This window comes from Streptomyces sp. NPDC042100 (genome assembly GCF_055582325.1).
In genome coordinates this window covers 95,533-111,184 of sequence record NZ_JBVJDK010000019.1, presented here as the reverse complement: position 1 = coordinate 111,184, position 15,652 = coordinate 95,533, and the positions used below count along the sequence as shown (strand labels likewise).

12 protein-coding genes are annotated in these 15,652 nt (G+C 69.2%); 4 read left to right on the top strand and 8 right to left on the bottom strand.

The window, feature by feature from the left end; translation table 11 throughout:
• Both ACZ6J5_RS32345 and ACZ6J5_RS32340 read right to left on the bottom strand, forming a co-directional pair.
• Positions 1-156, bottom strand: a 156-nt coding sequence (locus tag ACZ6J5_RS32345) for a trypsin-like serine protease (RefSeq protein ID WP_469397416.1), incomplete at its 3' end; no start/stop codon positions are given.
• A 225-nt stretch (positions 157-381) separates the two neighbouring features.
• Entirely contained in the window at positions 382-918 is a 537-nt protein-coding gene (locus ACZ6J5_RS32340) for a hypothetical protein (RefSeq protein ID WP_469397405.1), read from the bottom strand.
• A gap of 449 nt (positions 919-1,367) precedes the next feature.
• Between ACZ6J5_RS32340 and ACZ6J5_RS32335 the strand changes: the two genes are divergently transcribed.
• A complete protein-coding gene (locus ACZ6J5_RS32335; RefSeq protein WP_469397404.1) occupies positions 1,368-4,766 on the top strand; it encodes an ALF repeat-containing protein in 3,399 nt (1,132 codons plus the stop codon).
• A 364-nt stretch (positions 4,767-5,130) separates the two neighbouring features.
• The gene (locus ACZ6J5_RS32330) at positions 5,131-5,499 is read left to right on the top strand and encodes a hypothetical protein (protein ID WP_469397403.1); all 369 of its coding nucleotides are present in this window, start codon (positions 5,131-5,133) and stop codon (positions 5,497-5,499) included.
• Between the two features lie 298 nt (positions 5,500-5,797).
• On the opposite strand, the gene ACZ6J5_RS32325 is transcribed toward ACZ6J5_RS32330, so the two are convergent.
• Both ACZ6J5_RS32325 and ACZ6J5_RS32320 read right to left on the bottom strand, forming a co-directional pair.
• A complete protein-coding gene (locus ACZ6J5_RS32325; protein ID WP_469397401.1) occupies positions 5,798-6,625 on the bottom strand; it encodes a putative protein N(5)-glutamine methyltransferase in 828 nt (275 codons plus the stop codon).
• Positions 6,618-7,100 carry a glutathione peroxidase gene (locus ACZ6J5_RS32320; protein WP_469397399.1) on the bottom strand — a complete coding sequence of 161 codons (483 nt, stop codon included), beginning with the start codon at positions 7,098-7,100 and terminating at the stop codon, positions 6,618-6,620. Before ACZ6J5_RS32320 ends, ACZ6J5_RS32325 begins: the two co-directional genes overlap by 8 nt.
• A 68-nt stretch (positions 7,101-7,168) precedes the next feature.
• Here ACZ6J5_RS32320 and ACZ6J5_RS32315 point away from each other — a divergent pair, with 68 nt between their 5' ends.
• The gene (locus ACZ6J5_RS32315) at positions 7,169-7,384 is read left to right on the top strand and encodes a DUF6011 domain-containing protein (protein WP_469397397.1); all 216 of its coding nucleotides are present in this window, start codon (positions 7,169-7,171) and stop codon (positions 7,382-7,384) included.
• 15 nt (positions 7,385-7,399) lie between these two features.
• Here ACZ6J5_RS32315 and ACZ6J5_RS32310 read toward each other — a convergent pair whose 3' ends face one another.
• Complete coding sequence (locus ACZ6J5_RS32310; RefSeq protein WP_469397396.1) at positions 7,400-8,263, bottom strand: acyl-CoA thioesterase; 864 nt, start codon at positions 8,261-8,263, stop codon at positions 7,400-7,402.
• Between the two features lie 79 nt (positions 8,264-8,342).
• Entirely contained in the window at positions 8,343-10,856 is a 2,514-nt protein-coding gene (locus ACZ6J5_RS32305; RefSeq protein ID WP_469397394.1) for a DEAD/DEAH box helicase, read from the bottom strand.
• A gap of 155 nt (positions 10,857-11,011) precedes the next feature.
• On the opposite strand from ACZ6J5_RS32305, the gene ACZ6J5_RS32300 reads away from it, so the two are divergent.
• Positions 11,012-11,803 (top strand): metal-dependent hydrolase, encoded by a 792-nt coding sequence (locus tag ACZ6J5_RS32300; RefSeq protein ID WP_469397392.1) that lies wholly within the window; start codon positions 11,012-11,014, stop codon positions 11,801-11,803.
• A 95-nt stretch (positions 11,804-11,898) separates the two neighbouring features.
• On the opposite strand, the gene ACZ6J5_RS32295 is transcribed toward ACZ6J5_RS32300, so the two are convergent.
• Together ACZ6J5_RS32295 and ACZ6J5_RS32290 are read right to left on the bottom strand one after the other, a co-directional pair.
• Positions 11,899-13,680 (bottom strand): ABC transporter ATP-binding protein, encoded by a 1,782-nt coding sequence (locus tag ACZ6J5_RS32295; protein ID WP_469397390.1) that lies wholly within the window; start codon positions 13,678-13,680, stop codon positions 11,899-11,901.
• Positions 13,677-15,545, bottom strand: a complete 1,869-nt coding sequence (locus ACZ6J5_RS32290; RefSeq protein ID WP_469397389.1) for an ABC transporter transmembrane domain-containing protein — start codon at positions 15,543-15,545, stop codon at positions 13,677-13,679. The genes ACZ6J5_RS32295 and ACZ6J5_RS32290 overlap by 4 nt, the downstream gene beginning before the upstream one ends.
• Positions 15,546-15,652 lie beyond the last annotated feature (107 nt).

Below are 15,652 nucleotides of genomic sequence, written 5' to 3'. Positions count from 1 at the left end.
ACTGGCGGCGGTGAGAAGCCACTGGGCGTTGATCAGCGTGCCGGTGCACGAGCGGTGCGTGTCGCCGATGGCCAGCTTCGCGGTGAAGCCGTACGCGGTCCCGGTCGCGGCCGACCCGTCGAGAGCCTGAGCAGGAGTGGCAGCGAGGGCCGGCAAGGAGATTGCGGCCGCGACTGTACAGGCAAGAAATGTGCGGGTACGAGAGGGATTCGTCAAAGCGGCTCCTGCGAGGAACGGTTCAGGAATGGGTGGGCTGCACAGGTTGTCCAGGCCTGGCGTGTGATCACGAGTCAGGCCCGACGAGTACTTGGAGCGCCGAAACAGACGATTCAGCCTGTGTCCGAATTAGCTCGGTTCAGGGCCGATCGTGGGCTGTGAATATCAACCGGTCACGCGGAGTTCGACCAGAATGGATCGCTTACCCCCGCCGGGGATATCACTTTCCCCGACTTGAGTGATGTCATTCTTAGGAGCATCCACGACTGTTGTCTCGCCCTCAGCAGTGAGCTTGGCACGTATGGAGCGATCCTCGGTCCAAATCGCGAATGCGTCCGGTATCTCAAGTTCCAGGTAGCCTGACTTGCCCGCGGAGACAAAGCAGAAGCCATTCCTGTCAACGCGTGATTCGATCCAGGTGTCGTTGCCGTCCATGCATCCCGAGTAGCCCTGACGTCCATCTCCTTCCTTCAGGGTGATGTGACCATCCCCTCGCTTAAGCGTGATCTTCCGTTCTTGATTAATCTTCTCTGCGTTGGGGTACTCAAACGATTCGATTGCGAGCGGCATCTCTTCGCTTTTCTGCAGCGCGAGGGTATCCGGTCCGTTGGCGTGCGCGGGCGACATGAATAGAACTCCGCTCACGAGCAGTGAACATGCGGCAAAGATGACAGTGAGCGTCTTCCGGTTGAGCAGTATCACAGTGGTCCTTCGGGGTGCGTGAGGGTCTCCGGGGAGAGAGATGGATGGGCAGGGTTGGGTTAAAGTAACAGCAAAGATCATCTCTCGCCGGTGATGCACAGTCATGACTGCCCTAGGTGTGCCCAGTTGGTCGATTCAGAGGACTAAAGTCCCGCCTAATTTGCGACCTAGGCCCCGCCGGTGACGGGTATTTGGCATCTTCAATGAACCTCTCCGGATGCCATCAACATTCACGAGGAGTCGGCTTGAAACAATTTAAGAGATTCTTTCGCGACGCCATGGGAGCCGACGGAAAACTCATCGGGGGGCCGCGCCAACGACAGCGCCGATACCGTGTGATGGCTTCAGTATTGCCATCGGCTCTCATGCTGGGAGTGCTTGGAGCCCCTGTGGCAAACGCCAGTGACAGTGACTCAGACGATCCACCACCACTCTCAGACCGAGGACTGGTGGTACAGATCTGGACGCGTGGTGGGCCTGGTGTGAAGGCGGCGGCGGAAGCCGCGCTCACTGGTTCCGACGAGGACGTAAAGAACTTCCTCACCATCGAGAAGGGCCTCGCCGAATACCACGACACGCGGATCGAGGCGCTGCGAGTCTTCAGCATCGGCGGCAGTGGTGTTCGGGCCGCAGCGAAGAAAGCACTGGCTACAGGCGACGCCCAAGCCGTCCGCAGCTTTCTGCTGACTGGATGGCAGGAACCTCTGGAACAGGACCAGAGAGTTCAGGTTCACCAGGTCATGAGCACAGCCGGCAACGGTGTGAAGGACGCGGGCAAAGCCGCATTGGAGGGGGGACCGGAAGCGGTCCAGGAATTCCTCGACGAAGGCCAGTACGAAGCGCAGGAAACGGACGACCGTGTCCAGGTCCTGCAGATCATGAGCCTTGGTGGTCCAGCGGTCAAACAGTCCGGAAAGCTCGCGCTCAAGGGCACACCACACGATGTCCGCGAGTTCCTGGAAACCGGACAGTTCGTGGCTCGCAACCGAGACCAGGAACGGGCTACCGTTGCCCAACTCGCCGAACAGGCGATCCAGGCCAGCAGCCAGGCCAAGGCGGCAACAGAGGCGGCTAAGGACGCATCGGACCGGGCGGTCGCCGCGTCACAGCAGGCAATGCTGGCTGCGCAGAAGGCCGCGAAGGAAACCGAGGCGGCCCGCAACGACTCCGTGCGTGCCGCAAACGCAGCAGGCCGTGCCGCCGATGCGGCAAATGGTGCAGCGCAAGCCGCCCGTCAGGCGATCAGCTCGGCGAATGCCGCCAATGCTGCTGCCAGGGTGGCCGCCAACGTGGCAGCCCAGGCCGCCACTGCCGCCGCATCTGCGGCCGACGCAGCATCACGTGCCCGAACAGCCGCAGCTGAGGTGGCCACGGACGCCGGCAAGTCAGCGGCGGCCAGGAAGCTGGCCGCCGAGGCCCGCGCAGCGGCTAAGGACGCTGACAAGGCGGCCGAGGCAGCCGGATTCGCGGGCGAAGCGTCAAAAGCCGCATCAATTGCCGCCAACTCGGCAAAGAGTGCTGCCGGCAACGCAGACGCGGCAGCCCACGCCGCCGAGCAGGCGAATGACTTCGCCGATGAGGCTGGAGCCCGCTCCAGTGAGGCGCGCAACGCCGCCCAGGCGGCGCGCCGCCACGCGAAGGAAGCGAACCGAGCGGCCAACGCGGCCTCGTCTCTCGCCAGGAAGTCAGCCACCGCCGCGTTTGAAGCCCGCGACGCGGCCAGGTCCGCTGCAGGACATGCGCGGAAGGCAGCCGACGCAGCCGACGACGCAGCCGAGCACGCCGGCGAATCCGCCAACGCAGCGGCCGAATCCGAGAAGCAGGCTGCCGAGGCTAGGACAGCTGCCGCGACAGCTGCCAAGGCAGTCGAGACAGCTAAGAACGTGCATCTTCTGGCCCGTGAAACGGAGAAGGAAGAACTCGCCGGCCGCACCGCAGCCGCAACAGAGCGAGCGACCGATCTCAAAGAGGCCGACGACAGGTTCACCGTCAGTCTCGGGCACCTCGTAAAGGAAAACAAGGACCTTGACCGGGAAGCGGCAGAGCTAGCCAAGCAGGTTGGCCGGCCGGGGCAAGACAGTACGGCGCTCGCCCCCCGGGGCCGCAGCTTGGCGATGAAGGTGCTAAAGAGCACCATCCGCGGAGCCTCCGCCAAAGAAGAGGCCGCACGAGCCCTCGGCGACAGCGATACAGGCGTTGTCGACTACCTTAAGAGCGGCTGGAACAGGGCAACGCTTCAGGATGCCCGGACCAGGGTCGAGGGCCTTGCGGATCACAGTTCCATCGAAGCCGTCCGCGTTGCCGCTGCTGCAGCTCTGAATGGTACTGATGAGGAAGTCGCCGAGTTCTACAGCACCGGGCAGCACCATGCTGCCGCAGCCGAGTACCGCGTACAGGTCCACCAGGTCGCCAGCACCGCAAGTCCAGGAGTAAAGGAAGCGGCACAAGCCGCCCTCAAGAGCAACGACCCCAAGGACCTCGCGTCGTTCCTCTACTCCGGCCAGTACCTCAAGCGCTACACCGACGAACGTGTCACCGCCCACCAGCTGCTCGGCACCGGTGGCGCCGAGGTCGAGTCGGCAGCCCGGATTGCCTTGGCCGGCACGCCGGACATGCTTCACTCTTTCATACAGGCGGGCCAGCACATGGCCGTCCGCAAGGACCAACTCGCCGATACTCACACGGCCCAGATCGAGCGGCTGCTTCAGGAAGCCTCACAGACCGCGGCACTTGCCCAGAAGTACGCCTGGGAGGCAGCCCGCGCGGCAGCAATCGCGGGTAAGGCATCCGCTGCGGCAGAGCAGGCAAAGCAGGAGGCAGCCAAGTCCGCTCAACAAGCCGAGGGATATGCCAAGGACGCTTCTCAGTCTGCAAAGGCGGCGGAAGCCTCCGCTGCGCGGGCGGCGAAGTCGGCAACGACGGCCCGCGAAGCGGCCAAGGCTGCCAACCGTGACGCGGACGCGGCGGAAGCCTCGGCTGCCAGTGCAGAGTTCTCCGCCAAGTGGGCCCGCAAATCGGCTCGCGAAGCCAACGCGGCGGCTGACGAAGCTCGCCGCAGCGCTCATGCCGCAGGAAAGGATGCGAAGGAAGCCGAAGCCGAAGCATCCAAAGCCTGGATCGAAACAAAGGAAAAGTACCGGGCCGAGGAAGCTGCGGCAAAGAAGAAGGCTGAAGAGGACTTCAAGAGCCAGCAAGAAAAGACCAAGAGGGGCCGCGGATGCGCCTCCGTCATTGGGGTTCCTGGAGCACTTGGGCCCTGTCTTCTAAGTGAGGACGGAGCTTACCTTGACCGTGAAGTAACTCAAAACGCTAGCGGCATTGTAGTTGACTTCGTCCTCTCCATTACCGAACTGGAGGAGTGCGCCGAGAACCCGACCACCTTCTCCTGTGGAGCGTTTGCAGCAACGTTCACTCCTGTGGGGCGGATAAAGAAGCTAGAGAAACTTGGGCGCAAGGTTCATGACCTGGCCCAAGCATCGAAGGTACTCCGCCCCGTTGTCACTTGGTCAAGGCCCGGATGGGACGGAATTTCGCATGTCAATAGCAGGCACAGAGTCGGCGGTGCGGGGCAGATGAAAGACCCGACTGCTGGGGTATTCGAAGGGAAGTTCGTCAAGGGAGACGAAAGGCTTAAAGCTGCCCTGCAGCGGACCGTAGACGAAGGGAAGGCTTCTAAAAATACAGTAGATATGAATGGGAACGAGCGGGAAGGGATGGCATATGAGCTGGAATTCAACAGGAAGGTAGGGCGAACGGGGGCAGACAAATCCGGCAACCGACGTGACGCCACAGCTATCAGAGTGGTTCTGTACGAAGACGGGACTCTGCGTACCGCCTACCCGATTTAAGAAGTGAGCATTGTGGCGCGCCCGATACCTCACCCTTCGGGTGCGCCACTGCTGTATTCTTGCCGCGACAGAAATGAATGATAAAAATCTATTCCCGGCCTGACAGGTAGGACAAAGAGCGCCTCGATTGTGGCGAAATATAATCCGAGAGGGAGGGTCCGATACGCCTGGCCCGCATATAATTCTCGAGAGCTGTTCGCATTTGCTTTAGGGGTGACCCAAGGTTTGCGGAGGTATCGTCACGAAGAAAGCTGCTCATGAGACGTTCGGTCGTTTGTCGACTTAGGTTTATTGGATATGATCGGGTGGCGTCAGGGATTGTGACCCATCATGGTTTCTGTGATCTACTAGAACTTGGAGAGATATGATCTTCTTTAATGGGACAGGATGGGTTGCCCTGTTCGCCGGCCTGGGAGACGAGATCGCCAGTCAGCGAGACGTGGAGGGGTGGGATTCGTTTAGTGGTGCGGCGCTAGTCGTCGACGCCGAGCAGGGCCGATTGAAACCAGTCACCGAATACGCTGATTTCCGTCGACTGGAACGAGTGCACAAGATCGCAAGCGTCGTTCCCGGCCGCGGCCATAGAGCCCACTGGGCGGATTTCGAAAGCGGAAAACCACTCACTGAAGAAATTGTCGGATGGATTGTCACAGAACAAGGAGATGTTTTCCCATTTGATGCAGATGGCGCGACTGTCGAAGGTGCTGATGAAATCCTGCCCCCGGAAGTTTAGCTTGCAGTTAACGCTGCAGCGCGCCGCATAAACTATGCCCCCCTGCGGGAAGGTACGGCTGTCGGCGCGGACCAGCGGCAAAGTGAATCCGCAAGGTGCTTTCGTGCGCAAACATACACTCGCACGAAAGCACCTGCAGGCTGACAACCACGCCCTCGGACGGTCCCGTGGCAGGCTGTCTCTGCTGCCGGGGGATGAACCCGCATTTCGCGAACACCTCGCTAAGGGGTGTCCCGTAAATGATCTTCGAGTCACCTCAGGCATGCTTGGTTGCCGTGGCCCTCGCCGGATAGTGGATCTATGCCGACGGCTGATGAGGAGCACGTCTGGGATCACTTGCGGGGCACCCCCTAGGACGCCGTGCCACCAGCGCCGTCGCGTGGCGCTCCCCGTCCGTCAGGATCCGGGCCGTCAGGCCGTGCGCGGTGACCGCCGCCACGGCCGGGTCGGCCTGGCTGCCGCTCGTCTCGACCAGCAGGTGCCCGCCCGGGGCCAGCCATTCGGCCGCCCCGGCCGCGACCCGGCGCAGCACCGCCAGGCCGTCCGCGCCGCCGTCCAGCGCCACCAGCGGCTCGTGCTCGCGGGCCTCCGGCGGCAGCAGGGCCACGTCCTCGCTCGGCACGTATGGCACGTTGGCGACGAGGACCTCGATCCGGCCGCGCAGCCCCGGGGGCAGCGGCTCGAAGAGGTCGCCCTCGTAGACCCGGCCGCCGCGCGGCACCACGTTCCGCCGGGCCCAGCGCACCGCCCCCGGGTCGATGTCCGAGGCGTGCACCTCGGCGCCCGGCACGGTGTCGAGCAGCACCGCGCCCGCCGCGCCCGAGCCGCAGCACAGGTCCACGCAGACGGCGCCCGGCCGGGCCAGCGCCACCGCCCGCTCGACCAGGAACTCGGTGCGCCGGCGCGGCACGAACACCCCCGGCCCGACCTCGATCCGCAGCCCCGCGAAGGCCGCCCAGCCCACCACGTGCTCCAGCGGCAGGCCCGCGGCCCGCCGCCCGACCATCGCGTCGAGCTCGGCCGGACCGGCCGCCGCCCCGGTCAGCAGCGCGGCCTCCTCCTCGGCGAAGACGCAGCCCGCGGCCCGCAGCCGCGCCACCACCCCGCCCGGCGCGGGATCAGACAAGCTGGGCCTCGATCGCCGCCACGACCTCCGGCGCCTCCGGCTCGGTGCGCGGACGGAAGCGGGTCACCGAGCCGTCCCGGCCGATCAGGAACTTCTCGAAGTTCCACTGCACGTCCCCGGCCTCGCCCGAGGCGTCCGCGGCCTTCGTCAGCTCCGCGTACAGCGGGTGCCGCCCGGCGCCGTTCACGTCCGTCTTCTCCAGCAGCGGGAAGGTCACCCCGTACGTCGCCGAGCAGAAGGTGCCGATCTCCTCGGCGGTGCCCGGCTCCTGGCCCGCGAACTGGTTGCAGGGCACGCCGACCACGGTGAGGCCGCGGTCCCCGTACTCCTTCTGCAGCCGCTCCAGACCGGCGTACTGCGGGGTCAGGCCGCACCGGGAGGCCACGTTCACGACCAGGACCGCCCGGTCGCGGAAGTCGGCCAGCGAGACCGGCTCGCCGGCCAGGGTCTTCAGCGGGATCTCGTACAGGCTCATGGACTGCTCCTCGGGCTCGGCGACGCGCGCTCGGTGACGCGCGCCCGCGCATGGGGTTTGATCTCAGCATGGGAGAAGAACCACTGGCAATCGAGATCGATTCCGCCGGCCGGCCCCCCGCGCGCGGCCCGGTGCGATGCCGGCTGTGCGGGCGCCCGCTGACCGGAGCCGCGTCCCGCAGGACGGGGCTCGGCCCCTCCTGCGACGCCAAGCTGCACCCGCCGGGCCCGGACATCCGCACCCGGCGGTACGAGATCGAGCAGGACACCCTGCCCGGCATGTGAGGGCCGCGCCCGGGCTCACAGCTTCCGGAACAGGCCCTCCTGCACCACCGACACCAGCAGCCGCCCCTCACGGTCGTAGATCCGGCCGCGGGCCAGCCCCCGCCCGCCGTGCGCGATGGGCGACTCCTGGTCGTACAGGAACCACTCGTCGGCCCGGAACGGGCGGTGGAACCACATCGCGTGGTCCAGCGACGCCATGTCGAAGCCCCGCGGCCCCCACAGCGGCTCCACCGGGATCCGCACCGCGTCCAGCAGCGTCATGTCCGAGGCGTAGGTCAGCGCGCAGGTGTGCACCAGCGGGTCGTCGCCCAGCGGCCCCACGGCCCGCATCCACACCGCGCTGCGCGGGTCCGCGCCCTCGACCTCCTCCGTGGACCAGCGCAGCCGGTCCACGTACCGGATGTCGAAGGGCTGCCGGCGGGCCATCCGCTCCAGCGCCTCCGGCAGCGCCCCCAGATGGTCGCGGATCTCGTCCGCGAGGTTCGGCAGGCTCTCCGGGTCGCCCAGGTGCCGGGGCGGCAGCTGGTGCTCGAAGGCCGACTCCTCGGGCCGGTGGAAGGAGGCCGTCAGATTGAAGATCGTCCGGCCCTCCTGGATCGCCGTGACCCGCCGGGTGGTGAAGGAGCGCCCGTCGCGCACCCGCTCCACCTGGTAGACGATCGGCACCCCCGGCCGCCCCGGCCGCAGGAAGTAGGCGTGCAGCGAGTGCACCGGACGCTCGCCGTCCGTGGTGCGCCCGGCCGCCACCAGGGCCTGGCCGGCGACCTGGCCGCCGAAGACCCGCTGGAGCGACTCCTGCGGGCTGCGGCCCCGGAAGATGTTCACCTCGATCTGCTCCAGGTCGAGCAGGTCCACGAGCCTCTCGGCGGGGTTGGTCACCTCATGCTCCTTCGGGATGCCGGCACGGGGACCACGGCGCGGAACGCCCGCGCGGGGATCCCCGTGACAGGGGGGATGGCTACAGCTGTCCGACCGACGTCACCCGCACGACCGCCCGGCCCTCCTCGTCCGAGGCGGCCAGGTCCACCTCCGCGCCGATGCCCCAGTCATGGTCGCCGTTCGGGTCGGCGAAGGTCTGCCGGACGCGCCAGAGGCCGTGCGCCGCGTCCTCCTCGATGGAGAGCAGCTTCGGGCCGCGCGCGTCCGGGCCGGTGCCCAGGTCGTCGTACTCGTCCCAGTACGCGTCCATCGCCTCGCCCCACGCGTCCGCGTCCCAGCCGGACCCGGCGTCCAGCTCGCCCAGCGCGTCCACGTTGTCCAGCGCCGCCAGCTCCACCCGGCGGAACATCGCGTTGCGCACCAGGACCCGGAAGGCGCGGGCGTTCGCCGTGACCGGCTTGACCTGGTCGGCCTTCTCCTGCGCCTCCTCGGCCGTCTGGACCTCCGGGTTCGCCAGCTGCTCCCACTCGTCGAGCAGCGAGGAGTCGACCTGGCGCACCATCTCGCCCAGCCACTCGATGAGGTCCTGGAGGTCCTCGGTCTTCAGGTCGTCCGGGATCGTGTGGTCCAGCGCCTTGTAGGCGCTCGCCAGGTAGCGCAGCACGATGCCCTCGGTCCGCGCCAGCTCGTACCAGGAGGTGAACTCGGTGAAGGACAGCGCCCGTTCGTACATGTCGCGGATGACGGACTTCGGCGACACCGGGTGGTCGCCGACCCACGGGTGCGACGTCCGGTACACGTTGTACGCGTGCCAGAGCAGCTCCTCCAGCGGCTTCGGGTACGAGATGTCCTGGAGCCGCTCCATCCGCTCCTCGTACTCGACGCCGTCCGCCTTCATCTGCCCGACGGCCTCGCCGCGCGCCTTGTTCTGCATCGCGTGGAGGATCTGGCGCGGGTCGTCCAGGGTCGACTCGACCACCGAGACCATGTCCAGGGCGTACGAGGGGGACTCCGGGTCCAGCAGGTCGAACGCGGCCAGCGCGAAGGTCGACAGCGGTTGGTTCAGCGCGAAGTCCTGCTGGAGGTCGACGGTGAGCCGGATCGTGCGGCCCTCGGCGTCCGGGGTGTCGAGCCGCTCGACCACGCCGCCGTCGAGCAGCGAGCGGTAGATCGCGATGGCCCGGCGGATGTGCCGGAGCTGGTTGCGGCGCGGCTCGTGGTTGTCCTCCAGCAGCTTGCGCATCGCCTCGAAGGCGTTGCCCGGCCGGGCGATGACCGACAGCAGCATGATGTTGGTGACCTTGAAGCGGGAGGTCAGCGGCTCCGGCTCGGAGCCGATCAGCTTCTCGAAGGTCGTGTCGGACCAGGCGACGAAGCCCTCCGGCGCCTTCTTGCGGACCACCTTGCGGCGCTTCTTCGGGTCGTCGCCCGCCTTGGCCAGCGCCTTCTCGTTCTCGATGACGTGCTCGGGCGCCTGCGCGACCACGAAGCCCGCCGTGTCGAAGCCCGCCCGGCCGGCCCGGCCCGCGATCTGGTGGAACTCCCGCGCGCGCAGCGTCCGCACCCGGTTGCCGTCGTACTTGGTGAGCGCCGTGAACAGCACCGTGCGGATCGGTACGTTGACGCCGACGCCGAGGGTGTCGGTGCCGCAGATCACCTTCAGCAGACCCGCCTGCGCCAGCTTCTCCACCAGCCGCCGGTACTTGGGCAGCATCCCCGCGTGGTGCACGCCGATGCCGTGCCGCACGTAGCGGGAGAGGTTCTGGCCGAACTTGGTGGTGAAGCGGAAGCTGCCGATCAGCTCGGCGATCCTGTCCTTCTCCTCGCGCGAGCACATGTTGATGCTCATCAGCGACTGCGCCCGCTCCACCGCCTGCGCCTGGGTGAAGTGCACGATGTACACCGGCGCCTGCTTGGTCTCCAGCAGCTCCGTGATCGTGTCGGTGATCGGCGTCAGCCGGTACTCGTACGACAGCGGCACCGGCCGGGTCGCCGAGCGGACCACCGAGGTCGGCCGCCCGGTCCGCCGGGTCAGGTCCTTCTCGAACATCGACACGTCGCCGAGGGTCGCCGACATCAGGACGAACTGCGCCTGCGGCAGCTCCAGCAGCGGGATCTGCCAGGCCCAGCCCCGGTCCTGCTCCGCGTAGAAGTGGAACTCGTCCATCACGACCTGGCCGATGTCGGCGTCCTTGCCGTCCCGCAGCGCGATCGAGGCGAGCACCTCGGCCGTGCAGCAGATCACGGGCGCGTCCGCGTTCACCGAGGCGTCGCCGGTCAGCATCCCGACGTTCTCGGTGCCGAAGATCTTGCACAGGTCGAAGAACTTCTCCGACACCAGCGCCTTGATCGGCGCCGTGTAGAAGGTCACCTGGTCGTTGGCCAGCGCCGTGAAGTGTGCCCCCGCCGCGACCAGCGACTTCCCCGAGCCGGTCGGGGTGGAGAGGATCACGTTCGCCCCGGAGACCACCTCGATCAGCGCCTCCTCCTGAGCCGGGTAGAGCGTGATGCCCTGGTCCTCCGCCCATGAGGAGAAGGCCTCGAAGAGGGCATCGGGGTCGGCGGTCGGCGGAAGACGATCGATAAGGGTCACGCCCCCATCTTGCCTGGATTCCGCCCGGATGAGGGAACCGGCCACCGGACGAAGATCACGGAGGATAGGCTGATCAGCCGACCGGTCGCGCGACCGGTCCGCCGACCGTGCGTCAGACGGGCGCCGGCGCAAGAGGAAACGGAGCGGGTACGACCATGATGGGACCGGCGCACTCGCTGTCCGGCGCGGCGGCCTGGCTCGGTGCCGGGGCGGCCGCCGCGGCGCTCGACCACCCGATGCCCTGGCCGGTTCTGGTCGTCGGCGCGCTCATCTGCGCGGGCGCCGCCCTCGCCCCCGACCTCGACCACAAGTCGGCGACCATCTCGCGCGCCTTCGGCCCGGTCTCCCGGACCCTGTGCGAGATCGTCGACAAGCTCTCGTACGCCGTCTACAAGGCCACCCGCTCCACCGCCGACCCCCGCAGGTCCGGCGGCCACCGCACGCTCACCCACACCTGGCTGTGGGCCGTCCTGATAGGGGCGGGCTGCTCGGTGGCGGCGGTCACCGGCGGGCGCTGGGCGGTCCTCGCGATCCTCTTCGTGCACCTGGTCCTCGCGGTCGAGGGCCTGCTGTGGCGGGCCGCCCGGATGTCCAGCGACGTCCTGGTCTGGCTGCTCGGCGCCACCAGCGCCTGGATCCTCGCCGGGGTCCTGGACCAGCCGGGCGGCGGGGCCGGCTGGCTCTTCACCGGGCCCGGCCAGGAGTACCTGTGGCTCGGCCTGCCGGTCGTGCTCGGCGCCCTCGTCCACGACGTCGGCGACGCCCTGACCGTCTCCGGCTGCCCGATCCTGTGGCCCATCCCGGTGGGCCGCAAGCGCTGGTACCCCATCGGCCCGCCGAAGGCCATGCGCTTCCGCGCCGGGAGCTGGGTCGAGCTGAAGGTCCTCATGCCGGTCTTCATGCTGCTCGGCGGGGTGGGCGGCGCCTCCGCCCTCGGGTACCTGTAGCCGGCCGGCCACCGGTCCGGCGGACCGGTCCACGCGCGCGGAAGGGGCCGCCCCGGTCGAACCGGGGCGGCCCCTTCCGCGCGTACGGGCGCGGTCTAGCCGTGCCAGGAGCGCCACAGGGCCGCGTACGCCCCGTCCGCCGCCACCAGCTCGTCATGGCTGCCCAGCTCGCTGATCCGGCCGCCCTCGACCACCGCGATCAGATCGGCGTCGTGCGCCGTGTGCAGCCGGTGCGCGATGGCGACGACCGTGCGCCCGTCCAGCACCTGCGCCAGCGAGCGCTCCAGGTGCCGCGCCGCGCGCGGGTCGAGCAGCGAGGTCGCCTCGTCCAGGACCAGCGTGTGCGGGTCCGCGAGCACCAGCCGGGCCAGCGCGAGCTGCTGCGCCTGCGCCGGGGTCAGGGCGAGCCCGCCCGAGCCGACCTCGGTGTCCAGGCCCTCCTCCAGCGCCCGCGCCCAGCCGTCCGCGTCCACCGCGCCCAGCGCCTCCCACAGCTCGGCGTCCGCGGCGCCCTCCCGCGCGAGCAGCAGGTTGTCGCGGAGCGAGCCGACGAAGACGTGGTGCTCCTGGTTGACCAGGGCCACGTGCTCCCGGACCCGCTCGGCGGGCATCCGGGCCAGCTCGGCGGAGCCCAGCGTGACGCTGCCCGCGCGCGGGGCGTAGATCCCCGCGAGCAGCCGGCCCAGCGTGGACTTCCCGGCGCCCGAGGGGCCCACCAGGGCCAGCCGGGTGCCCGGGGCGACGTCCATCGACACCCGGTGCAGCACGTCCACGCCCTCGCGGTAGCCGAAGCGCACCTCGTCGGCGCGGACCTGCCGCCCCTCCGGCCGCACCGAGCCGTCGCCCGGCTCCGGCTCGATCTCCCGGACGCCCACGAGGCGGCCCAGCGAGACCTGGGCGACCTGGAGCTCGTCGTACCAGCGCAGGATGATGCCGATCGGGTCCACCAGCATCTGCGCCAGCAGCGCGCCCGTGGTCAGCTGGCCCACGTCCATCCAGCCCTGGAGGACGAACACGCCGCCGATCGCGAGCACCGAGGTGATCACGATCGTGTGGGTGAGGTCCACGACCGGGAAGAGCACCGAGCGCAGGAACAGGGTGTACCGCTCCCAGCTCGTCCACTCGCCGATCCGCCGGTCCGAGAGCGCGATCCGGCGCGCGCCGAGGCGGTGCGCCTCGACCGTCCGGCCCGCGTCCACGGTCTCCGCCAGGGCGGCGGCCACCGCCGCGTACCCGGCCGCCTCCGAGCGGTACGCCGCGCCGGCCCGGCGGAAGTACCAGCGGCAGCCCACGATCAGCAGCGGTGCCGCGCACAGCAGCGCGAGGGCCAGCGGCGGGGCGGTCAGCGCGAGGCCGCCGACCAGCAGCGCCGTCCACACCACGCCGACCACGAGCTGCGGCACGGCCTCGCGCATCGCGTTGGCCAGCCGGTCGATGTCGGTGGTGATCCGGGACAGCAGGTCGCCTGTACCCGCCCGCTCCAGGACGCCCGGCGGCAGCGCCACCGAGCGCACCAGGAAGTCCTCGCGCAGATCGGCCAGCATCTCCTCGCCGAGCATCGCCCCGCGCAGCCGCACCATGCGGGTGAAGACCGTCTGGATCAGCAGCGCCACGGCGAACAGCGCCGCCGTGCGCTCCAGGTGCAGCTCGCGGGCGCCCTCGGTGAGGCGCTCGACGACGGAGCCGAGCAGATACGGCCCGGCCATCGAGGCGATCACCGCGACCGCGTTGACGGTGACGAGCAGGGCGAACGCCCCCCGGTGGCGGCGCAGCAGGTCCCGCAGGTACGCGCGGACCGTCGCCCGGCCGCCCACCGGCAGCGTGGTCGCCGACTGGGGTGCCGCCGGGTCGTACTCCGGGGGCGCCAGGCCGATCATGCCGACTCTCCTTCCAGCTCTTCCGCCAGCCGCCGGGCCAGCTTCTCGTCCAGGTCGTCTTCGAGGCCGCGTTCCCGGCCGTCGTCCCCGCCGCCTTCCCACGCGGTGAGCTCGGCTTCCGTCTCCCGGGTCACGACGGCCCGGTAGCGGGGCTCGCCCGCCAGCAGCTCGCGGTGGGTGCCCACCGCGACCGCCGCGCCCCCGTCGACCAGGACGACCCGGTCGGCGAGGTCGAGCAGCAGCGGCGAGGAGGCCAGCACCACGGTGGTGCGGCCCGCGCGCAGCTCCTTGATCCCGGCCGCCACCCGGGACTCGGTGTGCGAGTCGACCGCCGAGGTCGGCTCGTCCAGGACCAGCACCTCCGGGTCGGTGACCAGGGAGCGGGCCAGCGCGAGGCGCTGCCGCTGGCCGCCGGAGAGCGAGCGGCCGCGCTCGGTGATCCGGGTGCGCATCGGATCGCCGCCGGTGTCCACGGAGGCCTGCGCCAGGGCGTCCAGCACGTCGCCGCACTGGGCCGCGTCCAGCGCCGGGCGGGCCGCGACCGCCCCGGACGAGGGCACGTCCAGGAGCTCGCCGAGGGTGCCCGAGAGCAGCACCGGGTCCTTGTCCTGCACGAGGACCGCCGTGCGGGCGGCGGCGAGCGGCAGTTCGTCCAGGGCGACGCCGCCGAGCAGCACCGAGGCGTGGTCCTCGCCCGGCTCCGGCGGATGCCCGCCGAGCCGGTCCGCGAGCCGTCCGGCGACGTCCGGGTCGCCGCAGACCACCGCGGTGAAGCGGCCCGCCGGGGCGAGCACCCCGGTGACCGGGTCGTACAGGTCCCCGGCGGGAGCCGTCCCGGCCGCCCCGGTCCCGGCCGCTTCGGGAGCCGTCGTGCGGGTCAGGGCGAGCACCCGGGCGGCCCGCTTCGCGGAGGGGCGCGAGAAGGAGTACGCCATGGCGATCTCCTCGAAGCTGCGCAGCGGGTGGTGGGTGAGCGCCACCGCGCCGTAGACCGTGACCAGCTCGCCCACCGAGATGGTCCCGTCGAGCGCGAGGCGCGCGCCGTAGACGACGACCGTCAGCAGCAGCAGTCCGGGCAGCAGCACCTGCACGCCCGCGATCAGCGCCCACATCCGGGCGCTGTGCACGGCGGCCTCGCGGACCTCCTGGGAGGCCGCCCGGTAGCGGCGGAGGAACAGCTCCTCGCCGCCGATGCCGCGCAGCACCCGCAGTCCGGCCACGGTGTCGGAGGCCAGCTCGGTGGCCCGGCCCGCCTTCTCGCGCTGCGCGTCCGCCCGGCGGGTGGCGCGGGGGAGCAGCGGCAGCGCGGCGAGCGCGAGGACCGGCACGCCGAGCGCGACGACCACGCCGAGGTCCGGCTGGTAGAGCACCAGGCCGACGCAGACCACGACCAGGGAGACGGCGGCCGCGGCGAAGCGGGAGGCGGCCTCCACGAACCAGCCGATCTTCTCGACGTCGCCGGTGGAGACGGCGACCACCTCGCCGGCGGCGACCCGCCGGGTCAGCAGCGAGCCGAGCTCGGCGGTCTTGCGGGAGAGCAGCTGCTGCACCCGGGCGGCGGCGGTGATCCAGTTGGTCACGGCCACCCTGTGCGCCATCGTGTCGCCGAGCGCGATCGCGATGCCGAGGAGGGCGAGGAGGCCCACGCCGAGGGCGAGCCGGCCGCCGTCGCGGTCCACGACCGCCTGTACGGCGAGTCCGACGCCGATCGGCAGGCCGGCGATGCCGAGCTGGAACATCAGGCCCCAGAGCAGGCACTTCACCTGCGCGCCGAGCTGTCTGCGGCCGAGCCACAGGAGGAACGAGCCGCCCGAGCGGACGTCCGGGACCCCTGGGTCGGCGTATGGTAGATCGCGAATCTGCATGATGTCCCAGGGCTTTCGACCGGTCGCGCGGACCGGTCCGGTCGTGTCACGAACCGACCCAGGCTCGCCCCACCGGACGGTGATCGGCAATCGATTTTCCGGCGCCC